The 23705-nt window shown below is 69.2% G+C and carries 23 protein-coding genes and 1 pseudogene; 13 read left to right on the top strand and 11 right to left on the bottom strand.

The window, feature by feature from the left end; all coding sequences use genetic code 11:
- Window positions 1-45 precede the first annotated feature (45 nt).
- Window positions 46-1743 carry an amidohydrolase gene (locus tag ACRQ5B_RS14180; RefSeq protein WP_432394905.1) on the top strand — a complete coding sequence of 566 codons (1698 nt, stop codon included), beginning with the start codon at window positions 46-48 and terminating at the stop codon, window positions 1741-1743.
- Between the two features lie 132 nt (window positions 1744-1875).
- Entirely contained in the window at window positions 1876-2613 is a 738-nt protein-coding gene (locus tag ACRQ5B_RS14175; protein ID WP_432394902.1) for a polyprenol monophosphomannose synthase, read from the top strand.
- 89 nt (window positions 2614-2702) lie between these two features.
- Here the strand turns inward: ACRQ5B_RS14175 and ACRQ5B_RS14170 are convergent, their stop codons facing one another.
- From ACRQ5B_RS14170 to ACRQ5B_RS14155, 4 genes are all read right to left on the bottom strand, one after another.
- Window positions 2703-3050, bottom strand: a complete 348-nt coding sequence (locus tag ACRQ5B_RS14170; RefSeq protein ID WP_290257831.1) for an RNA polymerase-binding protein RbpA — start codon at window positions 3048-3050, stop codon at window positions 2703-2705.
- Between the two features lie 331 nt (window positions 3051-3381).
- Window positions 3382-4362 carry an SPFH domain-containing protein gene (locus ACRQ5B_RS14165; protein ID WP_432394898.1) on the bottom strand — a complete coding sequence of 327 codons (981 nt, stop codon included), beginning with the start codon at window positions 4360-4362 and terminating at the stop codon, window positions 3382-3384.
- Window positions 4363-4440: 78 nt separating this feature from the next.
- Window positions 4441-4929 carry an NfeD family protein gene (locus ACRQ5B_RS14160; protein ID WP_432394895.1) on the bottom strand — a complete coding sequence of 163 codons (489 nt, stop codon included), beginning with the start codon at window positions 4927-4929 and terminating at the stop codon, window positions 4441-4443.
- 128 nt (window positions 4930-5057) lie between these two features.
- The gene (locus ACRQ5B_RS14155) at window positions 5058-6008 is read right to left on the bottom strand and encodes a methyltransferase domain-containing protein (protein WP_432394893.1); all 951 of its coding nucleotides are present in this window, start codon (window positions 6006-6008) and stop codon (window positions 5058-5060) included.
- 153 nt (window positions 6009-6161) lie between these two features.
- On the opposite strand from ACRQ5B_RS14155, the gene ACRQ5B_RS14150 reads away from it, so the two are divergent.
- Complete coding sequence (locus tag ACRQ5B_RS14150) at window positions 6162-8213, top strand: S9 family peptidase (RefSeq protein ID WP_432394890.1); 2052 nt, start codon at window positions 6162-6164, stop codon at window positions 8211-8213.
- A 10-nt stretch (window positions 8214-8223) separates the two neighbouring features.
- On the opposite strand, the gene ACRQ5B_RS14145 is transcribed toward ACRQ5B_RS14150, so the two are convergent.
- Together ACRQ5B_RS14145 and ACRQ5B_RS14140 are read right to left on the bottom strand one after the other, a co-directional pair.
- The gene (locus ACRQ5B_RS14145) at window positions 8224-8826 is read right to left on the bottom strand and encodes a peptide deformylase (RefSeq protein ID WP_432394888.1); all 603 of its coding nucleotides are present in this window, start codon (window positions 8824-8826) and stop codon (window positions 8224-8226) included.
- Window positions 8827-8962: 136 nt separating this feature from the next.
- Window positions 8963-10021 carry a hypothetical protein gene (locus ACRQ5B_RS14140; protein ID WP_432394885.1) on the bottom strand — a complete coding sequence of 353 codons (1059 nt, stop codon included), beginning with the start codon at window positions 10019-10021 and terminating at the stop codon, window positions 8963-8965.
- Window positions 10022-10120: 99 nt separating this feature from the next.
- On the opposite strand from ACRQ5B_RS14140, the gene ACRQ5B_RS14135 reads away from it, so the two are divergent.
- Entirely contained in the window at window positions 10121-10525 is a 405-nt protein-coding gene (locus tag ACRQ5B_RS14135) for a nuclear transport factor 2 family protein (protein ID WP_432394882.1), read from the top strand.
- A 34-nt stretch (window positions 10526-10559) separates the two neighbouring features.
- On the opposite strand, the gene ACRQ5B_RS14130 is transcribed toward ACRQ5B_RS14135, so the two are convergent.
- The 3 genes from ACRQ5B_RS14130 to ACRQ5B_RS14120 are packed head-to-tail and all read right to left on the bottom strand — an operon-like array spanning window position 10560 to window position 13710.
- The gene (locus ACRQ5B_RS14130; RefSeq protein WP_432394880.1) at window positions 10560-11723 is read right to left on the bottom strand and encodes an FAD-dependent oxidoreductase; all 1164 of its coding nucleotides are present in this window, start codon (window positions 11721-11723) and stop codon (window positions 10560-10562) included.
- Entirely contained in the window at window positions 11720-12481 is a 762-nt protein-coding gene (locus ACRQ5B_RS14125) for a class I SAM-dependent methyltransferase (protein WP_432398769.1), read from the bottom strand. The genes ACRQ5B_RS14130 and ACRQ5B_RS14125 overlap by 4 nt, the downstream gene beginning before the upstream one ends.
- 11 nt (window positions 12482-12492) lie before the next feature.
- On the bottom strand, window positions 12493-13710 hold the full coding sequence (locus ACRQ5B_RS14120; RefSeq protein ID WP_432394878.1) for a type III polyketide synthase: 1218 nt from the start codon (window positions 13708-13710) through the stop codon (window positions 12493-12495).
- Window positions 13711-13850: 140 nt separating this feature from the next.
- Between ACRQ5B_RS14120 and ACRQ5B_RS14115 the strand changes: the two are divergent.
- The 3 genes and pseudogenes from ACRQ5B_RS14115 to ACRQ5B_RS14105 all read left to right on the top strand — a co-directional run bounded on the left by ACRQ5B_RS14115 (window position 13851) and on the right by ACRQ5B_RS14105 (window position 17697).
- Window positions 13851-16237: pseudogene (locus ACRQ5B_RS14115) on the top strand (ATP-binding cassette domain-containing protein).
- A gap of 45 nt (window positions 16238-16282) precedes the next feature.
- Window positions 16283-16681 carry a RidA family protein gene (locus tag ACRQ5B_RS14110; RefSeq protein WP_432394875.1) on the top strand — a complete coding sequence of 133 codons (399 nt, stop codon included), beginning with the start codon at window positions 16283-16285 and terminating at the stop codon, window positions 16679-16681.
- A gap of 176 nt (window positions 16682-16857) precedes the next feature.
- On the top strand, window positions 16858-17697 hold the full coding sequence (locus tag ACRQ5B_RS14105) for a class I SAM-dependent methyltransferase (RefSeq protein WP_432394873.1): 840 nt from the start codon (window positions 16858-16860) through the stop codon (window positions 17695-17697).
- Here ACRQ5B_RS14105 and arr read toward each other — a convergent pair.
- A complete protein-coding gene (arr, locus tag ACRQ5B_RS14100) occupies window positions 17690-18115 on the bottom strand; it encodes an NAD(+)--rifampin ADP-ribosyltransferase (RefSeq protein WP_432394871.1) in 426 nt (141 codons plus the stop codon). The genes ACRQ5B_RS14105 and arr overlap by 8 nt on opposite strands.
- Before the next feature lie 155 nt (window positions 18116-18270).
- Between arr and ACRQ5B_RS14095 the strand changes: the two genes are divergently transcribed.
- From ACRQ5B_RS14095 to ACRQ5B_RS14085, 3 genes are all read left to right on the top strand, one after another.
- Complete coding sequence (locus ACRQ5B_RS14095; RefSeq protein WP_432394869.1) at window positions 18271-18615, top strand: hypothetical protein; 345 nt, start codon at window positions 18271-18273, stop codon at window positions 18613-18615.
- Between the two features lie 20 nt (window positions 18616-18635).
- The gene (locus ACRQ5B_RS14090; protein ID WP_432394866.1) at window positions 18636-19175 is read left to right on the top strand and encodes a DUF427 domain-containing protein; all 540 of its coding nucleotides are present in this window, start codon (window positions 18636-18638) and stop codon (window positions 19173-19175) included.
- A 72-nt stretch (window positions 19176-19247) separates the two neighbouring features.
- Window positions 19248-19982 (top strand): hypothetical protein, encoded by a 735-nt coding sequence (locus ACRQ5B_RS14085; protein ID WP_432394863.1) that lies wholly within the window; start codon window positions 19248-19250, stop codon window positions 19980-19982.
- Between the two features lie 54 nt (window positions 19983-20036).
- Here the strand turns inward: ACRQ5B_RS14085 and ACRQ5B_RS14080 are convergent, their stop codons facing one another.
- A complete protein-coding gene (locus tag ACRQ5B_RS14080) occupies window positions 20037-20345 on the bottom strand; it encodes a phage holin family protein (protein ID WP_432394861.1) in 309 nt (102 codons plus the stop codon).
- Between the two features lie 131 nt (window positions 20346-20476).
- On the opposite strand from ACRQ5B_RS14080, the gene ACRQ5B_RS14075 reads away from it, so the two are divergent.
- The 3 genes from ACRQ5B_RS14075 (at window position 20477) to glgX (ending at window position 23668) form a co-directional block, all read left to right on the top strand.
- Window positions 20477-20899, top strand: coding sequence for an ASCH domain-containing protein (locus tag ACRQ5B_RS14075; RefSeq protein ID WP_432394859.1), 423 nt, complete (start codon window positions 20477-20479; stop codon window positions 20897-20899).
- Between the two features lie 26 nt (window positions 20900-20925).
- On the top strand, window positions 20926-21462 hold the full coding sequence (locus ACRQ5B_RS14070) for an SRPBCC domain-containing protein (protein WP_432394857.1): 537 nt from the start codon (window positions 20926-20928) through the stop codon (window positions 21460-21462).
- Between the two features lie 154 nt (window positions 21463-21616).
- The gene (glgX, locus tag ACRQ5B_RS14065; protein WP_432394854.1) at window positions 21617-23668 is read left to right on the top strand and encodes a glycogen debranching protein GlgX; all 2052 of its coding nucleotides are present in this window, start codon (window positions 21617-21619) and stop codon (window positions 23666-23668) included.
- Window positions 23669-23705: the final 37 nt, after the last annotated feature.

Genomic DNA, 23705 nt, shown 5'->3' with positions numbered 1-23705 from the left:
CGCCGCCGGAGTGCCCGGCGGCCCGCAGTAAGGAGTTCGTTGTCCATGACCGCTTCACCCTCCGAGTCCCGGCCCGCCACCCCCGAGCGTAAGGTCACGCTGTACCGCAACGGCTCGGTCTACACCGCGGCCGACCCCTTCGCGACGGCGATGCTGGTGGACGGGGACACGGTGGCGTGGGTGGGGTCCGAGCAGGCCGCCACGTCCATCGCGGACGACTCGATGACCATCGTCGACCTGCAGGGCGCGCTGCTGGCCCCGGGCTTCGTCGACTCCCACGTGCACCTGACCGAGACCGGCATCGCACTCGAATCCCTGCAGCTGGGCCAGGTGCGCTCCGGCGCAGAACTGCTCGACGCCGTCGCCCGCCACGCTGCCGCGGCGCCCGGCAGCACGGGGGCCGCTTCCGACGGCGGGACGATCCTGGGCCACGGCTGGGACGAGTCCCTGTGGTCCGATCCGACACTGCCCGGCCGGGAGGAACTCGAGCGCGCCGCCGGCGGCCGCCCGGTCTACCTGTCCCGGGTTGATGTCCACTCCGCGCTGGTCTCCGCGTCCCTGGCCACCGCCGCCGGGCTGTCCGGACTCGACGGGTTCGGCCCCGACGGCCAGGTCAAGCGTGCCGCGCACACGGCCGCCCGCCGCGCCGCCCGCGACCTCCCGGCCACCGCACTGCGCGGCTACCAGCAGGCAGCCCTGGCCCGGGCCGCGGCCAACGGTTACGTGGCACTGGCCGAGATGGGCGCCCCGCACATCGGCGGCGTCGAGGACCTGCGGATCGCCGCCGGCTGGAACGACGCCGGCCGGCCCGGCCCCGCCACGCCCGAGGTGCTGCCGTATTGGGGCCAGCTGGCCGGCTCGGAGGCCGAGGCCAGGTCCATCCTGGCGGACCTGGGCGTCTCCGTCCTCGGCCTGGCCGGTGACCTCAACATGGACGGCTCCATCGGCTCCCGGACCGCGGCGCTGCGCGAGGACTACTCGGATGCGCCGGGGGAGCGGGGCACCCGGTACCTCTCGGTCGACGAGGCCGCCGCCCACATCGCCGCATGCTCGCTGCTGGGCCTGCAGGCCGGCTTCCACGTGATCGGCGACGCCGGCCTGGACGCCGCCCTTGAGGCGCTGGACCAGGCTGCGTCCGAGGTGGGCGAGCAGCGCGTGCGCGCCGCCGGCCACCGCCTGGAGCACGTCGAACTGGCCGACGCCGCCGCGATCGAACGCCTGGCCAAGTACTCGGTGACGGTCAGCGCCCAGCCGGTCTTCGACGCCCTGTGGGGCGGCCCGGACAGCCTCTACGCCCGCCGCCTGGGGGACCGGCAGCAGGGCATGAACCCCTTCGGGTCCTTCTACTCCGCCGGCGTCCCAGTGTGCTTCGGCAGCGACAGCCCCGTCACACCGCTGAGCCCTTGGTCCAGCGTCCGGGCCTGCCTGGAACACCACGACGAGGGCGAACGCATCTCCGCCCGGGCAGCGTTCCTGGGACACACCCGCGCCGGTTGGCGTGCGGCCCGCTACCGGAACCCGATGGCGGGCCAGCTGGTCCCCGGGGCCCCGGCCAGCTTCGCGGTCTGGGAGGTCGAGGAACTCATGGTCCAGGTGGCCGACGGCCGGGTGCAGTCCTGGAGCACCGACCCGCGCGCCCGCACACCGCTGCTCCCGGCGCTGGATACCGGCAGCGACCCGGTCTGCCTGCAGACCGTCCGCGACGGCGTCGAACTCTACGCGAGCGGTTCGCTGGGCCGCTGACGCGCCGCCGGCGCGGCCCGAACGGCCCGCCGGCGCCCGGACTCCCTGTCTATAATGGGAAGCTGTGCCCATCGTCGGCTCCCGCCGACTATCCCGGCCTGCCGACCGCTCCCTCCAAGGAAAGGCCCCGCTGTGCGTGTCCTCACGATCATCCCGACTTACAACGAGCTGGAATCGTTGCCCAAGACCCTTGGACGCCTGCGCACCGCCGTGCCCGCCTCCGACGTGCTGGTGGTCGACGACAACAGCCCCGACGGCACCGGCGCACTGGCCGACCGGATGGCGGCAGAGGACAGCCAGGTCCACGTGCTGCACCGGGCAGGCAAGGCCGGCCTGGGAGCCGCCTACATCGCGGGCTTCAAGTGGGGTCTCAACGCCGGCTACGACATCCTCGTGGAGATGGACGCCGACGGTTCGCACAAGCCCGAGCAGCTCCCGCAGCTGATCGAGGCCGTGGAGCAGGGCGCCGACCTGGCGATGGGTTCCCGCTGGGTGCCCGGCGGCAGCGTGGTCAACTGGCCGCTGTACCGCCAGGCGATCTCCCGCGTCGGCAGCACCTACGCCCGCATCATGCTCGGCGTGAACATCAAGGACGTCACCGGCGGCTTCCGCGCGTTCCGCCGCAGCACCCTGGAGAAGCTGAACCTGGATTCGGTCGATTCGGTGGGCTACGGCTTCCAGGTGGACCTGGCCTGGCGCGTCGCCCGGCTGGGCCTGACCATTGTCGAACGCCCCATCACCTTCGTCGAGCGTGAGCTGGGCGCTTCCAAGATGAGCGGCAACATCGTGGTGGAGGCCATGATCAATGTCACCAAGTGGGGCCTGACCGCCCGCTGGAACACCCTGAGCCACAAGCTCGGCCGCAAGTAGCCAAGAGCCGGCGCAGGCAAAGCAGACAAACAAAAAAGCCGGGCCCGAACCTCTCAAAGGTTCCGGCCCGGCTTTCTTTGTGGAATGACCTAGGCGGAGCGGCGTTCCCCGCGGCGTTCGCGCAGGATGGTCAGCCGGTCCTCGAGGATCTGCTCCAGCTCCGGCAGGGAGCGGCGTTCCAGCAGCATGTCCCAGTGGGTGCGGACAGCCTTTTCGTTGCCGTTGACCGGACGCTCGCCGTCAACCAGGAGCGCTTCCTTACCGGTCTTGGAAACCCAGACAGGGGGAATCTCGGCCTCGGAGGAGAAGGTGACGAATACCTGCTCACCGTCCGCGCAACGGTATTCGACCCGCTGGCGCGGAGCGGGCTCGACGCCGGATTCGGTCTCCATGCTCTGTGCGCCCAGGCGCATACCCCGCAGGCTGCGATCGCTCATTTTTTCTCCCTCATGATCGGTTCGCAGGGCCGGAACCCTGCGCTAGTCCGTGGGCTGAACCCGCCGGACTACTGTGTGCATTGCGTTCTCCGGTGAACCCGTTGCAGGCGGCGCGACCGGTCGGAGGACCTGCCTTGTGCCGCGGTGTTCTGCCACCGGATATAACGCTCAGCGAAGCCTATTTGTTCCAGCAGGGTGAACCGGCCGGACAAATACTCCACTATACTCTGCCCGGGCCCGCCAGGCAAAGGGGAACGCGACAAAGGCAAAGCGGCAAAGGGAACGCCGGGCCGCTGCCGGCCCGGCGTTCCCGAAGTTCCCACGTGTGCGGTTAGTGCTCTGCGGTTCCCGCTGCGGTGCCAGCAGACGGGGCCGACGCCGGGACCGCCGGCGTCGTCGGTGCCCCACCCGCAGCCGACGCACCGGCCGGAGGTTCGGGGGAGAAGCCGCCCAGGGCGCCGCCGATGCCCTTGAGCGCCTCGCCCACCTCGCTGGGGATGATCCAGAGCTTGTTGGAGCTGCCCTCGGCGAGCTTGGGCAGCGTCTGCAGGTACTGGTAGGCCAGGAGCTTCTGGTCCGGGTTGCCCTGGTGGATCGCCTCGAAGACCTTCTGGATGGCCTGGGCCTCGCCGTCGGCCCGTAGGATCGCCGCTTGGGCGTCGCCCTCGGCCTTGAGGATGGAGGACTGCCGCTGGCCTTCAGCGGTGAGGATCGCGGATTGCTTGGTGCCCTCGGCGGTCAGGATCGCGGCGCGGCGGTCACGCTCGGCGCGCATCTGCTTCTCCATCGAGTCCTGGATGGAGTGGGGCGGATCGATGGCCTTGAGTTCGACCCGGGACACCCGGATGCCCCACCGGCCGGTGGCCTCGTCCAACACGCCGCGGAGCTGGCCATTGATCTGGTCGCGGGAGGTCAGTGCCTCCTCCAGGTTCAGGCCACCCACCACGTTGCGCAGCGTGGTGGTGGTGAGCTGTTCCACGGCCTGGATGTAGTTGGCAATCTCGTAGGTGGCGGCGCGGGCATCGGTGACCTGGAAGTAGACCACGGTGTCGATTGAGACCACCAGGTTGTCCTCGGTAATCACCGGCTGCGGCGGGAACGAGACCACCTGTTCGCGCAGGTCCAGCAGCGGCAGGAGCCGGTCAACGAAGGGGATCAGGATGGTCAGCCCGGGGTTCAGCGTCCGCTGGTACTTACCGAGCCGTTCCACCACGCCGGCGCGGGCCTGCGGGATGATCCGCACCGACCTGACCAACACGATTATCACGAACGCCACGAGTACCAGCAGTACAACTGCGACTGCGATATCCATACATCACCTTTTCCCCAGATATGTGGTTTTGCTGTGCGGCGGGTCCGCCGCGGGATCTCACGTTGTGTGTTTGCAGACCTAGGCGCCGGATTCGGCAGCGCCCGGGTCGAGGGCCGCGGTGCCGCCGCGCGGGACGACGACGGCGGTGGCGCCGTCGATCGCGCTGACGGTGGCGGCCTGGCCGGGTTCGAGGACGCCGGAGTCCAGCCGGGCGGTCCAGACGTCGCCGCCGATCTTGACCAGGCCGCCGGCTGAGCTGACCTGCTCCAGGACGACGGCGGGTTCGCCGATGAGGCGTTCGATGTTGCTGCGCTGGTCCGCGGGACTGCTGCGCAGGTGCTTCAGGGCGACGGGGCGGACAAAGCCGACCATGAGGAGGGACACGACGCTGAAGATAACGATCTGCAGCCAGAGGTCCGCTCCGCCAAGGGAGGCCGCCAGGCCCGCGAGTGCGCCGCCGCCGAGCATGATGAAGAACAAGTCGAGCGTCAGCATTTCCACCACGGCGAACACCAGGAACACCGTGAGCCACAGCGCCCACCAGTTATCGGCCAGCCATTCAAACATCGTTTCCCCCTGGATGTTCTCTTGGTACGGTGCCGCAGACGCGGCTCCGTAACGTCTTTCCATCCTAGGCGGGATGCTGGGCCCGGTGGGGTCCCGGTCCGGGAGTAACCGGGAACGTAGTGAAGTCGTTACCCGCCGGCGCGGCGCGGTTCCTGCCGCCGCTCCCTATCAAGCGGCGTGAAGACGCTGATCCGGAACCGGGCCGTCACCGCGGTGCGGGCGGCCAGTCCAGCCCGGGTCTCGTCGAGGGATGCCCGGTCCAGGTGGTGCCCGGCGGGGCCCATCAGGGCGAGCTTGACGACGTCGTCGGGGGTGAGGTCCAGGGCGACGTCCACGTCTCGTCCGGGCAGCGCCGTGAAGTGCCCGGCCAGTCCGGCCGCCAGCCGTTCCTCCTTGGCCGGTTCGATGCCGAGCATGCCCGTGGTGGCGGCAACTTCCGCCAGGTGGCCTGGGCGCGGGGTCACCACGATCAGCCGACCGCCGGGGCGCAGGACACGGGCGAATTCGGCGGCGTTGCGGGGCGCGAAGACCACGGTGACGACGTCGACGGCGGCGTCCCGGACGGGCAGCGGTTGCCAGATGTCCGCGACGAGGTTCGCCGCGCCGGGGTTCAGCCGGGCCGCGCGGCGCAGGGCGAACTTCGAGATGTCCAGTCCGACGGCGGCGGCGGGAACCCGGTCCAGGACGGCGCGCAGGTAATGACCGGTGCCGGTGCCGGCGTCCAAGATGGCCGGGCCGTCCTCCGGGCTGCCTTCCACTGCGCCTTCAGCGGTGCTGTCGCCGGTTGCCCCTGCCGCTACGGTTCCGGAGCCCGTCAGCGCATCCGCAGCCAACTCCGCGACGGCGTCGGCCAGCAGCCGGTAGTGGCCGGCGGACAGGAAGTCGTGCCGGGCCGCCACCATGTCCGCCGAGTCCGATTCGAACACGGTGCCCTTGCCGGTCAGGAGGTTGATGTAGCCCTGTTTGGCGGCGTCGAAGGAGTGCCCGGCGTCGCAGACCAGGCTGCCGCCGTCCGCCCCGGGGAGGAAGGCTCCCCGGCACAGCGGACAGGCGAGGAGGGCGCGGGAGGCGGGAAGCATAGTCTCCATCGTAGGGCCGGCCGCCTCCGACTAGAGGAGCCTGCGAACCTCCCGGAAGACTCCCTCGCCTCCCGCCGCGGCTGGGCTACGCCGACGCAACGCCGGACTGTGAGGTATTTCACCTGCCGCCGGGACGGGGCTAGGCTCGCACTCGTGAAACCCCAACATGTGACCCTGCTCAAGTCTGTCTCCGCGCCCGCCGTCCATCCCGACGGAACCCACGCCGTCGTGTCCGTGGTGCGCCCCGATTTCGACGCCGATTCCTTCGTGGGCCAGCTGTGGTCTGTGTCCGCGGATGCGGAACGGGCGCCGCGCCGGCTGACCCGCGGCTTCCGCGACACGGCGCCCGCCATGTCGCCGGACGGGCAGGTCCTGGCATTCGTCCGCGCCGCGGCCGGCGGAAAACCGCAGCTGCACATCGTGGAGGCCGGGGGCGGCGAGCCCGTTGCCGTTACCGACGCACCGCTCGGAGTAGGCGCCTTCGCCTGGTCCCCGGATTCCCGCAGCATCGTTTTCGCTGCCCGCACCCCGGAGGCGGGGCGCTACGGCACGGTCGACGGCGTGTCCGCAGGCGGCGAGGATGCCCGGCTGATCACCGACTACCAGTACCGGATGAACGGCGTGGGCTACACGGCCGACAAGCCGCAGCAGCTCTTTCTGCTGGATGTCCCGGCGCTCACCGAGGAACCCTGGGTGGCACCGGCCGGCCGGGCCCTCAAGGACGCGTCCAAGGACGCTGGCGGCGCGAAGCCCTCCGGCAAACTGCCGGAGGCATGTCAGCTGACCCGCGCGGCAACCGACCACAACGGCGCGGTCTTCAGCGCCGACGGCAGCCACGTCTACTTCACCGCCGCCCTGCACGAGGGACACGACCGGGACCTGGTCACCGGGATCTACCGTGTCCCGGTCGGCGCAGCTGGGAACGCCGACGAGGCCCCCGCCCCGGAAGAGGTCCGGCCCGCTGCCGCCGGCAATGGCACCCTGTCCATCGGTGCCGTCCGGGAAAGCCGCGACGGCCGCCACCTTTACTTCCTTGCCCAGGACCTCGGTCCCGAGGGCCTGGACTTCGTGGCCCGCAACACCGCCCTCTACGTGATGCCCCCGGCAGGCGGGGACGCGGTCCGCCTCAGCGACCCGGAAACCCAGGACATCGCCGGCCCGCTGGAACCAGCCGGGACCGACGGCGTGCTGGTCATGAACAATGCGCGCGGTGCCGTTGAGCTGCTCCGCTTTGGCCCCAATGGCAGCGGCACCGCACTGACCACCGGGCCGCGCGTGGTCACCGGCGCCGCGGAAGCAGCCGGAACCGTCTGGATCAGTTTCACCGACGCCGGGACCTCCGGTGACGTCGCCGTCCTCGGCGGGGGCGAGCCCCGGACCCTCACCGACTTCTCCGCCCCGCTGCGGGAGGAGGCCGGCGTGCTGGTGCCGCAGGAGCTCACCTTCGCCTCACCGGACGGCTACCCGGTGCATGGCTGGCTGGTCATGCCCGAGGGCAGCGGCCCGCACCCGGTGCTGCTGAACATCCACGGAGGGCCCTTCGCCCAGTTCACCGGGGCGCTCTTCGACGAGGCGCAGGTCTACGCCGGCGCGGGGTACGCGGTGCTGATGTGCAACCCGCGCGGCTCGGCCGGCTACGGACAGGCCCACGGCCGCAGCATCAAGGAACGGATGGGCACCGTGGACATGCAGGACGTCCTGGCCTTCCTGGACGGTGCGCTCGAGAAGTTCGAAGAGCTCGACGGCGGCGCACTGGGCATCATGGGCGGCTCCTACGGCGGCTACCTGACGGCCTGGACCATCAGCCACGACCACCGCTTCAAGGGCGCAATCGTCGAACGCGGCTTCCTGGACCCCGTGAGCTTCACTGGCTCGGCCGACATCGGCTGGTTCTTCGGCGGCGAGTACACCGGCCGGTCGGCGGAGCAGATGGAAGCCCAGAGCCCCATGGCCCGGATCGGCGAGGTGCGCACTCCCACCCTGGTGATCCACAGCGAGGAGGACCTGCGCTGCCCGGTGGAACAGGGCCAGCGCTACTTCACGGCGTTGAAGCAGCAGGGTGTGGAGACGGCCTTCTTGGTCTTCCCTGGCGAGAACCACGAGCTGTCCCGCTCGGGCACGCCGCATCACCGCCGGCAGCGTTTCGAGCAGATCCTGCAGTGGTGGGCCCGTCACCTGCCGACGGCCACCAACGCAGTGTCCTAAGCCCCGTCTCTTAGAGCCGCGCGTCACCCGGGCGGCCCGGCAGGAATCCCAGTTCCTGCCGGGCCTTTGTGATGTCCGGCTGGGCCCAGCGGGCGGCGTATTCGGTGTTGGTGGTCAGGGATCGCAGCTCCGCCCTGTCCAGATACAGCACGCCGTTGACGTGGTCCGTCTCGTGCTGGACGATCCGGGCCTGCCAGCCGGTGAACTCCCGGGTCTTCACCGCGCCGTCCGGGTCGGTAAAGGTCAGGCGCACCGATTCGGGGCGCAGCACCGCGGCCTGCAGGCCGTTGACGGACAGGCACCCCTCGTAGAAAGCCTTCCGCCCGGTGCCAAGGGGTTCGTAGCTGGGGTTGAGCATGGCGAAGAACTCCAGCGGCTGCCGGCCCCGGACAGCCGCGACCTCAGGATCGACGTCGAACGTGTCCTCCAGCACGGCCAGCCGCAGCGGGATGCCCAGCTGCGGAGCGGCCAATCCCACGCCCGGCGCCTTGTGCATTGCCCGGCGCATCAGGTCGATCAGGGCTGACAGGGTGGGGGCGTCCAGCTGCCCGGTAAACGGGGCCGCGCTCTCCCGGAGCACCGGGTGGCCGGCCTGCACAATCGGCGGCAGCACCCCGGCCTCGAGGATCCGGTGGACGGTTTCCCGGATCCGGTCGTCGATTGAGAGAGTCCCGGCAGAATCGGTGTCCGCGCTGGCGGGATCGGTGTTCTGGGCTGAGGTCGCTTACGTCTGCTGGCATGGCACCAGACTACTGGCGACCGCACGCTGCGGTGACGAAATCGTAAATCCTGCCGCGCAGCTCCGGCCCGACGTCGACCTTGAGCGTTCCCGGGCGGCCGCCAACGGTGACGTGGAGCGGAATGAGCGTGCCCACCTTGTCCTCGGCGACGGCGTGCGGATCGCACCGGGCCGGCCGCAGGCCCAGCGGGACCACGCGTTCGGGCTGGTCGGCCGCGATCTCCAGCCCGTGCGGCCATGGCGCCGCGGCGTCTTCGGCCAGCAGGGTGGTGCCGCCGACGCCGTCGAGGCTGAGAGTTTGCTTCGCCGTCGTGTCCCCGGCGTGTCGCGGGGTGATGACGAGGTCGACGACGGCGGCGCGGCCGTCCGCGGTACGCCGCAGGTCCGGGGCGAACCGGAAACCCGCAACGGCATTCGCCGCCTGCGCCACGCACCGTTCGTCGTTGTTCCGGGTCAGCGCCCCGAAGGGGTCGGTGACGGCCACCGTGACCTGGCTGACCGCTCCGGAGGCGTCACGGAGCCGCAGGGTGGCGTCGCCCGCCTTCGCTCCGCTGCCGGATACCAGACCAGTGGCGTCGGTTCCGGACGTGCCGGATGCTTCGCCGGCCGCCGGGCACGCTGCGGCCGGGAGCGGGGCTGGCAGGCTCTTGGCCTGGCCCGGCGGCAGTTCGGTCCCGCCGCCAGGGGTCGTCCAGCCGATGGCGGCGGCGAACAGGGCGGTGGTCACGTCGGCCGCCTCGACGGTGAGGGTGGCGGAGGTGGTGTTGGTCAGCTGGATTTCGACGATCTGCTTGCTGTAGTTGTCCCGGAACTGGTTCATTGCCGCGGTGACGGGGACAGGGGACTGGGTGCCGGTCGGGACAGAAGCAGTGACGGGGCCGGAGGACCCGGGCGTGGGCGCGACCGCCGGCGCTGTCCCCGTGGCGGCGGGGCCGGTGGGACCGGTGCAGGCCACGGCCACGGACACCAGCAGCGGCACGAGTGTCAGCGCGGCGCGGGCCCGGCGTGGCGGGTTCTGTGCCGTCCGCCGTTTCGGCGGTGGCCTGCGGCGGGTCGGAGCGCTGCCCATGCGGCCAGTGTAGGCCCGGGTGCCGCATCACGGCAGGCGCCGGCACCTCCCGTTGTCGGCACGGGGAGGTGTCAGGTCCGGGTCGGTTAGTCTCAAGGTATGACTGACGCCGCGCCCCTGGATCGTGTGCTGGGCCTGCTCCGTGCCATCGAGTCCGGTGCCGGGTCCGCCGCATTGGAGCCCTTTCTCGCCGAGGACTATGTCCTGACGGAAGCGCCCCACCTGCTGGACCCCGCCGGGAGCACCCGGACCCGGGACCAGGTTCTCGCCGCCGCGGACCGCAGCGGCGAAGTCGTGACCGGGCAGCACTTCGACGTCCGCCGGACCACGTGCGAAGAGGATCGGGTGGTGGTGGAGGCGGAATGGTCGGCCGTCCTGCTGCTGGATCTGCCGCTCTGGGACAAGGGCGAGACCATCCGCGCCCGGACCGCCTCGGTCTTCGAACTCCGCGACGGCCTGATCATCAGCCAGCACAGCTACGACTGCTACTACACCCCAGAGTAGGCGCCGCCCGCACGTCAGCGCCCAGTGAAGGGGCTCAGTGCATGGTGAAGCGGCGGGCCGTCCACCGGTTCAGCACCGGAAGCGCAGCGGCCGCGGCGATTGCCCCGTTCCGGGCCGCGAGGAGACCCGCCGGCAGCGGCCGCCCCAACGCCATGTTGATCTCGGACTGGCGCACGGCCCGTGCCGCGGCCCTCAGTCTGCGGTGCTCGAACGCCCGCAACCCGGGCATCACCGACGCATCATGGTACCGCCCGGTGGACAGTAACGAGGGGACCAGTCCGGCCAGCTCGACGGCGTCCAGCCAGCCGAGGTTCATGCCCTGGCCGCCGATCGGGCTGATCTCGTGGGCCGCGTCACCGATGAGGACGCAGCGCCCGGCGGCCATGCGCCGGACAAGCCGCGAGCGCACGCCGAAGGTGCTCAGCATGGTGTTGCTGCCGGCGTCGACGCTGACGCCGGTGCGCCGTCGTACCTCCCCGGCGAGGCCGCGAGCCCCGTCGCCCGGGAGCGTGCGCCCGTTGAGGCGCACCACCCAGCGCCGCTGCCGGCCCGGCAGCGGGAAAGACTCCACGATCCCGTCGGCGGCGAGGAAGAGCGCCGCGTCGGGGCCGAGGTCGGTGCCGTCGTCGAAGTCGCCCATCAGGTATCGGTCCGGGTAGTCCCTGCCGTGTGTCCCGAGGCCTGCGGCGGAGCGCACCGTGGAGCGGACGCCGTCGGCGCCGACCACCAGGGATGCCTCCAACTCCGCCACGTGCCCGGCGCTGTCGGTGCGCACCCGCACGGGGCCGTCCTCCCGCCCCATACCCGCAAGGCCCGTCACCCGTACCCCGCAGCGGAGCGCCCCGGGGTCCAGGCCGCGCAGCCTGGCCGCGAGGACCTCTCCCGTGGTGTTTTGCGGCAGGGACAGCACGAACGGGTAGGGCCCGGGTACGGCGTCGAAACTCATGCCGACCAGGGTCCGGCCCTCGTTGGCCGCCACTCCGCGTCGGATCGGGACGCCCCGGCGGATCAGCTCCTGGTCCACGCCGGCGCGGGACAGGGCACTCAGGGCCGGTGGGTGGATGCCGATGGCGCGGGAGTGCCCGCCGGTCCCGGCGGTCCGGCGCTCCAGGACGGTGACGGACACCCCCTCTTGCACGAGTAACGTCGCCAGGAACAGCCCAACGGGCCCGCCGCCGACGATCGCGACGTCGATCACGGTCGACGGCCCGGCGTCGCGGATGCGTCGGCCTCGCCCTGACCAGTGCCGGGAGGGGCCTCGCCGGAGGGGCGCTCCAGCAGCAGGAGGTTGCGGAACGGGAAGCCGGGACGCACCGTCCAGCCCGGGGGAGCGGCGGCGCGCAGTTCGGCGGCCTTGTAGCTGCGGCGGATGGACGTGAGCCCGTCGGCCCGGATGAACGATCCCCGGAACGGCAGGGCGGCGCCGGAGAACAGCCCGTAGGCGAGTGCGCTGCGCCGCAGGTCGTTGTGCAGGACCAGCCGGCGGGCCAGCGCCGCCGATTCGGCCAGGAACGCGGGTAGATGATCGTCCGGGAGGTGGTGCAGGACGTGGTTGGAGACCACCACGTCGAACAGCTCCCCGGAGGCCAGCAGCCCGGTGGTGTCCTGCCGGCGGAAGCTCACCCCGGGTGCCTTCCCGGCGGCAGCCCGGGCCTCGGCGAAGGCGGCGGCCCGCGGGTCCGGGTCCACGGCCGTGACCCGCAGCGGAAGCCGGTCGCGGGCGGCCCAGCGGGCCAGGCGGACGGCGACGTCACCGCCCCCGCAGCCGACGTCCAGCAGGGACACCGGGTTTCCCGTCGTCAGCAGCGGCCTGAGGTGTTGCCGGTAGATCCCCTGCCAGCCCGAGACAGCGCGGTTAACCAGATCAAACTGCGCGTAGGTGCGCTCCAGCCGCCCGGGGTCGCAGTCATCCCGGTCCATTTCTTCGACGGCATCGGCCGCCCGGTCACGAAGCAGCACGGAAGCTCTCAGGCCAGGGCGGAGGCTGGGGGTGCGGCGGCGGCCCGCTCCGATGCGCGTGGCGAATCCTCCCTCGCCCCGGTGACCTTGGTGAACAGCGCGGTCTCCACGGTCAGCCCCGGACCGAACGCCATGGAGCAGATCCGCTCGCCGCGCCCGTCGCCGTCGTCCGCTCCCGGATCCGCGGGGAGGTCCAGGATATGCCGGAGGACGAAGAGCACCGTGGCGCTGCTCATGTTCCCGTAGTTGCGCAGCGTTTCCCGGGCCGGTCGCAACTGCTCCTCGCTGAGGCCCAGCCGGGCCTCGACCTTGTCCAGGATGCTGCGGCCGCCCGGGTGGATGGCCCAGTGCCGGATGTCACCGTACGTGGCACCGGCCAGGGTGGGGTCGCGGGCCAGGAGGGGTTCCAGGGCGCCGACGATGTGTTCGTCGATGATGTGCGGGACGTAGGTGCCGAGGACCATCTCGAAGCCGGCGTCGCCGATGTTCCAGGCCATGGCTTCTTCACCCACGGGGGTGAGCACGGTTTCGAAGTGGTCCAGGGTCATTAGTGCCGGCGCGTCCGGGACGTCCCGGGCCGTAATGACGGCGGCGGCCGCCCCGTCGGCGAAGAGGGCCGAGCCCATGATGGTGTCCGGGTCGTTCGAGGTGCGCACGTGTAGCGAACAGAGTTCGGCGCAGACCACCAGCACTACGGCGTCCGGGTCCGCCTCGCAGAAGGACGCGGCGGCACGCAGCGCCGGGAACGCGGCGTAGCAGCCCATGAACCCGAGGTGGTACCGCTGGACGGAGGGGTTGAGGCCCAGGCCGCGGACGATCTTGTAGTCGGGTCCGGGGTTGAAGAACCCGGTGCAGGAGACCGTGATGAGGTGGGTGATGTCCTCACGGGCGATGCCGGAGCAGGCGTCGACGGCCGCCTCCGCCGCCGCGATGAAGAGCTTGCTGGCTTCGACGGCGAAGATGTCGTTGCGGGCCTTGGTACCCGGGCTGAGCAGCAGCCCGGTCGCGGCGTCGAAGAACTGCGGGTCGGCGGCGGTGCTGCGCGTGGTCAGTTCGTCGACGGCGGTGTAGCGCGTATCGATCGCGGCGCCGTCGAAGCACGTGGCCACCAGGCGGGAGCCGAGCCTGCTGAGGCCCGGCTGGGCGGCGAAAACGTCGCGGGCTTCGGACTGGATCAGCACAGTGGGCGGGACAGCAGTTTCCAGGGACCTCAGGTAGACCGTCATGGTTCATTCTGTGGGAGCCCGGCGGATTAGACAATGGCGTCCGGGCCGCGGCCGGCGCCCGTCGTCGTCGTTCCCGCCCTATAACACCACCGACTGTTCTAAGCTGGCCCTGCACGCCCAATGGAAGGAGACGCGGCAGCATGACACCAGCAGGGGAGCCCGCCCCGGCGGCGGTCCACGTCGCCGACACCCATGAAATGATCCGGGTGCAGGGTGCACGGGAAAACAACCTCAAAGACGTCAGCGTCGAGATCCCCAAGCGCCGCCTGACCGCGTTCACCGGCGTCTCCGGCTCCGGCAAGAGCTCGCTGGTGTTCGCCACCATCGCGGCCGAGTCCCAGCGGATGATCAACGAGACCTACAGCGCCTTCGTGCAGGGGTTCATGCCCACCTTGGCGCGCCCCGACGTCGACCTCCTCGAGGGACTGACGACGGCGATCATCGTGGACCAGGAGCGGATGGGCGCCAACCCCCGGTCCACGGTGGGCACCGCCACGGACGCGAACGCGATGCTCCGGATCCTTTTCAGCCGGATCGGCACCCCGCACGTCGGGCCGCCCACGGCGTTCTCCTTCAACGTCCCCACCCGCAAGGCCAGCGGTGTCATGAGCACCGAGAAGTCCGGCCGGGTGGAGAAGAATGTGGTGCAGAATGTGGTCTACCTGGGCGGCATGTGCCCGCGGTGCGAGGGCATGGGCTCTGTGTCCGACATCGACCTGACCGCCCTGTACGACGAGACCAAGTCGCTGGCCGGCGGAGCCCTGACCATTCCCGGCTACAGCATGGACGGCTGGTATGGCCGGATTTTCAGCGGCTCCGGGTTCTTCGATATGGACAAGCCGATCAGCAAGTTCACCAAGAAGCAGCTGGATGACCTGCTGTACCGCGAACCGACCAAGATCAAGGTTGAAGGCATTAACCTCACCTACGAGGGGCTGATCCCCAGGATGCAGAAGTCAATGCTGTCCAAGGACCCGGAGGCGATGCAGCCGCACATCCGCGCCTTCGTGGAGCGGGCGGTCACGTTCCAGTCCTGCCCGGACTGCGACGGGACCCGGCTCAGCCAGGAGGCTCGGTCCGCGCGGATCAACGGCAAGAACATCGCCGAACTCTGCGCCATGCAGATCACCGACCTGGCCGGCTGGATCCGGGAGCTCCGGGAACCGTCCGTGGCGCCGCTGCTGGGCGGCCTGCAGCATCTGCTGGATTCCTTTGCGGAGATCGGACTGGGGTACCTGTCCCTGGACCGGCCGGCCGGGACGCTGTCCGGGGAGAGGCGCAGCGGACCAAGATGATCCGCCACCTGGGCTCCTCGCTGACGGACATCACCTACGTCTTCGATGAGCCCTCGATCGGCCTTCACCCGCATGACATCGAACGAATGAACGGGCTCCTGCTGCAGCTGCGGGACAAGGGCAACACGGTGCTGGTGGTCGAGCACAAACCCGAGACCATCGGCATCGCGGACCACGTCATCGACCTGGGGCCCGGCGCCGGAACGGGCGGCGGTGAGGTGGTCTACCAGGGCACCGTGGCGGGGCTGCGGGGGAGCGGCACCGTCACCGGCCGGCACTTGGATGACCGGGCCGCCGTCAAGGACCCGGTCCGGACACCGGTGGGGGTATTGGAGGTCCGCGGCGCATCCACGCACAACCTCAAGGACGTCGACGTCGACCTTCCGCTGGGCGTTCTCTGCGTGCTGACCGGCGTCGCCGGCTCCGGAAAGAGTTCGCTGATCAACGGCTCGGTGGCCGGGCGCGACGGCGTGGTTGTGATCGATCAGGGCGCCATCAAGGGCTCGCGGCGCAGCAACCCGGCGACGTACAGCGGACTGCTGGAGCCCATCAGGAAAGCGTTCGCCAAGGCCAATGGCGTCAAGCCGGCGCTGTTCAGCTCCAATTCGGAAGGCGCCTGCCCGGCCTGCAACGGCGCCGGGGTGATCTACACGGACCTGGGCGTCATGGCCACCGTGGAATCAACGTGCGAGGAATGCGACGGCAAACGCTTCCAGGCCGGCGTCCTGGAGTACACACTGGGCGGGCGGAACATCGCCGAGGTGCTGGCGATGTCGGTGGCCGAGGCGAAGGACTTTTTCGGCGGGGGAGAGGCAGCCACCCCCGCCGCCCATAAGGTCCTGGACCGGCTCGCCGACGTGGGCCTGGGTTATTTGAGCCTGGGTCAGCCGCTGACGACCCTGTCCGGCGGCGAGCGTCAGCGTCTCAAACTGGCGGCGCAGATGGCCGAGAAGGGCGAGATTTACATCCTCGACGAGCCGACCACTGGACTGCACCTGGCCGACGTCGCGAACCTTTTGGCGCTGTTGGACCGGCTGGTGGACTCGGGAAAGTCCGTCATCGTCATCGAACACCACCAGGCGGTCATGGCTCACGCCGACTGGATCGTCGACCTGGGTCCAGGTGCCGGGCACGACGGCGGCAGGATCGTTTTCGAGGGCACGCCGACTGATCTCGTGACGGCGCAGTCCACGCTGACGGGCAGGCATCTGGCCACGTATGTGGGCAACTAGACCGCAGCCAACGAAACCCTTGAAACTTCAACCGTAGGATAGGAGATGATGTCCATGGCCCGCCAGAGCGTTTTCGCCTCGACGGCACCGAAGCCCATTGGACCGTATTCACAGGCCGCCACGGCGCCCGGGCTGGGTGTGCTGTTCCTGTCCGGTCAGACGCCCATCGACGTGGCCACCGGCGAACTGGTGGACGGCGACGCCGAGGAACAGACCCGGCGGGTCTTTCACAATCTGGAGCAGGTTCTGGCCGAAGCCGGCCTGGGCTGGGACGACGTCGTCAAGGTCAACGTGTACCTGACATCGATGGCGGACTTTGAGGCGATGAACTCGGTGTACCGTGACATCTTCAACGAGCCGTTCCCGGCGCGCACCACGGTGGGCGTCGCTGAACTTCCGCTCAACGCGCGCGTGGAAATCGAGCTGACGGCAGCACTGCGCTAAGCCCCTCCCAGGCTCTTTCATATAACGCCGATAATCAACATTATGTAAAGTACTACTGAATTACCCCTCTCCGCCCACGTGCCTTCCCGGGCTCCGCATACCGAGTCGTCACTGCCCTCCCGCTGCACGTAGACCAGACTGGATGCCGGGAAGAAGTCATCGAGGTGGGGGAATTCGTGGCAGCAGCAGGAACCGATCAGAAAGACGCCGACGCCTGGGACGGTGTCGGGCCGTCGTACGCACAGAGTTTCGCCCACCTGTGCGCCGGTGCCATCGCTCCGTTGCTTGAGGCAACAGCCGGGATCACTGGCCCGTTGTCGGGTCGCAGGCTGGCCGACGTCGGGTGCGGAAATGGAAACCTCGCCGCCGTGGCGATCGAACTGGGCGCAGACGTCACCGGCGTAGACCCGGATGCCGGGATGCTCTCCATGACCCGCGCCGCGGCACCTCAGGCCGACGTGCTTCTGGGCGGACTGCCTGACCTGCCCCTCCCCTCGTCCGATTTCGACGCCGTCCTCGCCAATTTCGTCGTCAACCATGTCGGGGATCCCCGCGCCGCCGTCGTCGAACTCATCCGGGTATGCCGGCCGCAGGGCGCGGTCGGCGTCACCATCTGGCCATCCGAGCTTTCGGCCATCAACAACCTTTGGGCGGAGGTGGTGAATGCCAGCGGGGTAACGGCAGCAGGCCAGGACAGACTTCCCGCGGACAAGGATTTTGATCGGACCGAGCCGGGCCTGCGGGAGCTGCTCCAACGGGCGGCCCTGGAAGCCGTGCAGACGAGAACCCTCTCATGGGACTTCATAATCGATGCGGAAGACCTGTGGGCCGGTCCGGCCGGCGGCGTCGGGGGAATCGGCAAGATCGTTCGCAGCCAGGCGCCATCCGTTCAGGACGAGATGCACCGGGAGTACCTGAGGCTGGTCTCCCCCATCGCCACGAACGGAAAGGTCGCGCTGCCGGCGGTTGCACTCCTCGGCGTGGGACAGGTGCCTCAAGAAAGAGCTGCTAGTTGATGATCTCGCCGTGCCCGTCGGACAACAGAACCGAAAGCCGGTCGCGCCACATCTGCAGTTGCTCGGGCGTAAGTCGGGTCCACTCGAAGATCTCCCCCGTAATCAGCAGCGGCTCAGCGCTCCGATACGACCGGGTGGGGTTGCCCGGAAACTTCTTGTCCGTCACATTCGGGTCGTCCTCGAACACCCCGATGGGTTCGACGACGTAAACACGGGGGCGAAACGCGCCGTCGGACAACTCTGCAGCGATTTCCGCCGCCAGCCCGGCGCCATCGACGAGGGCCGTGAAGTAAATGTGGTTCATCACGACCTCGGGACGGTAATTCGACCGTCGGCCTGCCGTCAGCCGATCCCCCACCCGCAGATCCGCGACCGTGCCGTGGAAGAAGGGCCCATTCTCACTGGATGCTCCGGACACCTGCACCCCTCCCCTGTCTGCGCCGCCGTCGACGCCACTCCCCCACGTTAGCCCGCATTCCTATCATCGCCCGCCACCCGCGCGGTATCGATGTGGACAAGATGCTAAGTAGGCGTAATACTAGACAGACTAGTAAAGACGTTTGAGAGTCTGGAGTGACCGTGACGGCTACCATCTCTGCCGGGCTTGGGGCGCCCGAGGTCGATGTTCGCAATGCCGACCTTGTCCGCCTCATCGCAGGAGTGGCTGCCGCCGACAAGCCGTCGCTGGAGGGGTTCTACGCCCTCACCTCGGCCCGGTGCTACGGCCTGATCCGGCAGATCGTCCCCGAGGCCCGCGCCGCACAGGCAGTCCTGGAGGCTGTGTACTCCTCCGTGTGGAAACGTGCACAAACGTACAGGCCGACCGACGGGACACCGCTCGCCTGGGCCCTCTCCCTCGCCTATGGGCACGCAATGCAGGCCCGCACGGGTCACGGCCTCGACGCGGCCGGCGCCTGACCCGGCCCAGGATCGATCCAATGAACCTCTTCTCCCGACATCCCCGCCCCATCCCCTCGGCCGCCGGTCAGGAATCCGTCTGGGACTACCCCCGGCCCCCTCGCGTCGAGCACCGCAGCGAACGCGTGGTGGTGCGCTTCGGCGGTCAGGTCATCGCCGACACCACCGATTCGGTCCGCGTCCTGGAGACCAGCCATCCCCCGGTGTACTACCTGCCCATCGAAGCTTTCCCGGCCGGCGTGCTGCGGCCGGCACAGGGATCCAGCTTCTGCGAATTCAAGGGCGAGGCCCGGTACTTCGACGTCGTCTCCGGGTCATCGACGGCCCCACGGGCCGGATGGACGTACCCGGAGCCGGCCAAGGGCTTCGAATCCCTGCGCGGCCGGGTGGCCCTCTATCCCGGCCTGATGGACGCCTGCGAAATCGACGGCGAACGGGTCACCCCGCAGGAGGGCGGCTTCTACGGCGGCTGGATCACCGCCAACATCGTGGGCCCGTTCAAGGGCTCCCCGGCACCGGCGGCTGGTAACCCCGCGAAGCCGGATGTTCCGCCGCCGTAAAGATCCGGCGTCGGCCGGAAACCTTCATTTCACACGGACAAATGTCCGCCGCAACTGAAATGGGGATCGAAGATGTTGAATCTACGAAAAGGGCTGCTGCCCGTTGTTATGGCCGCCGGACTGGGCCTCGGTTTCGCGCTCACGGCCTGCGGGCCCTACCCGGGTAACGCCGGCACTGGCTCGGCCGGGTCTCCGGTGGTGAGGGACACCGCCGAGTTGGCGTCGACGTCGTCCGTTCAGGGAACGTCCGACTCGTCCGCCCGCCCGACTCTTCCTCACACTGCAAAGGGCCACGACGCCGGCGACACGAAGGTCTACACCTTTCCGGACGGCGGGCTGAGCTTCACCTACCCTGCCGACTGGACCGTGCAAACCTCGACGCCTCCGGCAGGGCTGCCCGGCGTGGAGGCCCTGGTCACGGACCAGAACGGCAAGGACCGGCTGCTGCTGGCGCGGGGTGTTACGGCCGGATGCGCCGGCGGCCCCGTCTTCCGTACGGTCCTTGACCGTGCCGCCGCCCCCGGCCTCCCCACGGCCGACGGCGGACAGGCCGCGTTCGGCTTCGTGAGCGAAGTCTTCCCCGTCGGCGAGACCTACTCCATGGGCCTCACGGATCCCCGCTCCCTGCAGGAGGGCGACGGCGTCTCCTCCTGGTGCGGCCTGGTCGGTTCCGGCGATGATGGGCTTTTTACGCGGGTGATCTTCGCCGACCCGGCGTTTCCCAGCCAAGGGGCTGCCAAGGCATGGATGAAGACCAAGGACTATGACCGCCTCAAGGACTTGCTGGTCAGCGTCACCGTCCGGTGAGCCCTGGGTGTGGGATGCCTGGGGAAGGGCATCCCACGCCCGCGCCATCCCGCCTCAGTGAAGAGGCGGGATGGCTCCGTAAGACTTCGGCAGTGCGTAGGGGTTGGCCGGCCGATCCTCGTCAAGCGACGTCGGCTCCTGCGTCGCGTAGGTGCGCGGCGTGCGCAGGTTGCGGGACCGGCGTCGAAGTCCCGTCACCAGGAGCCCCAGCCCTGCGAGCAGGAATACGGTACCTACGATGAGGGCCACCCCCGGCGTGCCCCGGCCCGAGAGCGCGGCGAACAGGGGCAACGGCATCATGATGAGCGCCGCGGCCAGGAGGGCCACTCCGGGCCCGATGAACAACGTTCCTTTTGATCCCACAATCTCCCCTTAGAGGTCCACGGACGGAGCCTACTGTCAGTCAACCCGATCCTGCGCGTCGGGGGAAGCGCCCGCAGGCAACCATCTTCGCCGTTTCGCCTGAAGCGTCCACCCATGGAGGATGGGGAGCTATGAGTACCGATGAGGACCTGCCGCACGCCGAGTTCGCCTTTCCCGGACCATTGAGGGACGCACTCGTGGGTGCCATCCTGGGTGGCCGGAAGACATCGACGACGTCGCTCGCCGTGGAGTACGCGCTCGCCGACGAGCCATTACCGATAGTCGGGGCGCGGCAGCAGGTCCTGGATTCGGAAGGCCGTGCCGCTGCGGTCATCGAGACCACGGGTGTGCGCCGGGTGCCGCTGGCCGACGTGGATCTTGACCACGCACGGGACGAGGGCGAAGGCTACGAAACGGTGGCCGAGTGGCGCGCCGGACATGAGAACTTCTGGCACAGCGACCAGATGCGGGCGGCACTGGGTGACCCGGGCTTCACGGTCCGCGAGGATACCCTGCTGGTCCTCGAACGGTTCCGCCTGGTTCGTCGACTGTAGGACGGACGCGGGCTAGGCTCGGCCCCATGATTGACGCCGAAACTGACACACCGCGACTGCTGGGGACCCTGCACTCCGCAGGCACGTCGGGGTTCATCCGCATCGAGGAACACCTGGATGCGCCCGTCGGTACCGTATGGGAGGCGCTGACCGGGCTTCGGGAACTGGGCGCCTGGCTCGGCGAGCTGGCAGAGATGTCGGGAGAGCCGCTGACGGCAGCCCCCGGCGTAGGGAGCGAATACCGTGCCCGCTACTTTGCCAGCGGCTGGGAGGGCACCTGCCGCGTCGTGGCCTGCGACCAGGGCAGGGGCGTCCGGATCGCCACCTCGTCCGAGGATGAACCCGACGGACTAATGGAGATTACACTGGCACCGGACGGCACCGGGACCCTGCTGGTGTTCGAGGACCACGGCCTGCCACTGGCGAACCTGGCCGCCTACGCCGCTGGGGACCAAATCCACGTTGAGGACCTGAGGGCCCACCTCGCGGGTAGAGGCCGGTGCGACGCACGGCGGCTCTGGCAGGAACTGCACCCGCTGTATCTCCAGATGCCCACGCACTGACCAGCGTAGGCATCACCGCCCAACACGGACCCGTCCCGGTGGAGACCTGAGCGATACCCCACTGCACTGTGACATTCCGCCGTCGCGGTTCAAGCCTTCGTCAGCATGCTTACTATACTGAGGGCTAACACTTTCGTAGAGAAACGAGCATCGCATGACTTCGGCATCCGCCACGCGTTCCCTCCCCTATCCCCTGGGCGTCACGCTGCGTGAGGGCGGCGCCAATGTGGCGATCTACTCACAGACGGCCGACGCCATCGACTTCTGCGTCTTCGACGGGGACGGCAACGAGACCCGGACCGCGCTCGCCGAACGCACCGGCCACGTCTTCCACGCCGTCGTTCCCGGCGTCGAGGTGGGCACCCGCTACGGAATCCGCGTCGACGGCGCCTGGAACCCGGACGCCGGCCTGCGGCACAACGTGAACAAGCTGCTGCTGGACCCGCACGCCACCGCCGTCGAGGGCGGCTACGACTGGGGCCAGGCCGTCTTCTCCCACGACCTAAACGATCCGACTGCCTTCGACGAGTCCGATTCGGCCGATTCGACGCCCCGCTGCGTCGTGACCGACCCGTCCTTCGACTGGGATGCCGGCTCCCCCGACGTCGCACCCCGCACTCCCCTGGCCGAGACCGTGGTCTACGAGGTCCACGTCAAGGGCTTCACCCAGCAGCACCCGGACGTCCCCGAGGACATCCGCGGCACCTACGCCGGACTGGCGCACCCGGCCGCCATCAAGCACCTTACGGACCTGGGCATCACCGCCGTCGAACTGCTCCCCGTCCACCAGTTCGTCCAGGACAGCCACCTCGAGGAGAAGGGCCTCCGGAACTACTGGGGCTACAACAGCATCGGCTTCTTCGCCCCGCACGGCGACTACAGCTCCGCCGGCGACGGCGGCGGCCAGGTCGCGGAGTTCAAAGCCATGGTCAAGGCGCTCCACGCGGCCGGCCTCGAGGTCATCCTCGACGTCGTCTACAACCACACCGCCGAAGGCAACCACATGGGCCCCACCCTGTCCTTCAAGGGCATCGACAACGCGGCCTACTACCGCCTCGTCGAGGGCGAGGAGTCGGCCTACTTCGACACCACCGGCACGGGCAACAGCCTCAACGTCGGCCACCCCGCCGCGCTGGGCCTGATCATGGACTCGCTCCGCTACTGGGTGACGGAGATGCACGTCGACGGGTTCCGCTTCGACCTGGCCACCACGCTGACCCGCCAGGACGGCAGCGCCGAACTGCACAGCGCCTTCCTGACCCTGATCGAGCAGGATCCGGTCCTTGCCCCGGTGAAGATGATTGCCGAGCCGTGGGACACCGCCGGCTACCAGGTGGGCGGCTTCCCGGCCGACTGGTCCGAATGGAACGGCAAGTACCGCGACGACGCCCGTGACTTCTGGCACGGCGGCGAGAACATCCTCGGCGACTTCGCCCAGCGCTTCCTCGGCAGCCCGGACGTCTACGAAGGCAGCCGCCGCGCACCGCTCTCCAGCGTCAACTTCATCACCGCCCACGACGGGTTCACCCTTGCCGATCTGACCGCCTACGACGAGAAGCACAACGAGGCCAACGGCGAGGACAACAACGACGGCGAGAGCGACAACCGCTCAGCCAACCACGGCGTGGAAGGACCGACCGACGATCCCGCAGTCAACGAGCTCCGGGACCGCCAGCGTCGTAACTTCCTCTCCACCCTGCTGCTTTCCGCAGGCGTCCCGATGATCCTCGGCGGCGACGAACTGGGGCGCAGCCAGGGCGGCAACAACAACGCCTACTGCCAGGATGACGAGATTTCCTGGTTCGACTGGAACAAGGTGGACGGCGACCTGCTGGACTTCACCACGCAGCTGATCACCCTGCGCCGTGAAAACCCGGCGCTGCGCCCCACCTGGTACCGCCACGCCCCCGAAGCCGGCAGCGCCGACACCGTACGGGTCCTGCGGGCCGACGCCGAGGGCTTCAACGATGAGGACTGGGCCGAAGACCACCGCGCCATCGCCTTCGTCCTCGAGCACGAGGGCACCGACGCGTTCGCGGTCCTCCTCAACGCCGCAGAAAATGGCGTGGAGTTCACCGTCCCGTCGGAACCCGGCCAGGAATGGGAGCTGGCGCTCTCCACCGACCCCGAGCAGCAGGTCCAGGCGCCGGTCGAGACGCTGATCGTGCGTGACCGCTCGGTCACGGTCCTCCGTTCGCGGGCCTGATCACCCCCTGACGTGACTGTGGGGCGGGACCGTTCGG

The organism is Pseudarthrobacter sp. L19, from assembly GCF_050859435.1.
Classification (GTDB): Bacteria; Actinomycetota; Actinomycetes; order Actinomycetales; family Micrococcaceae; genus Arthrobacter.
The sequence above is the reverse complement of the archived record's forward strand: the minus strand, read 5'-3'. Positions and strand labels throughout refer to the sequence as shown.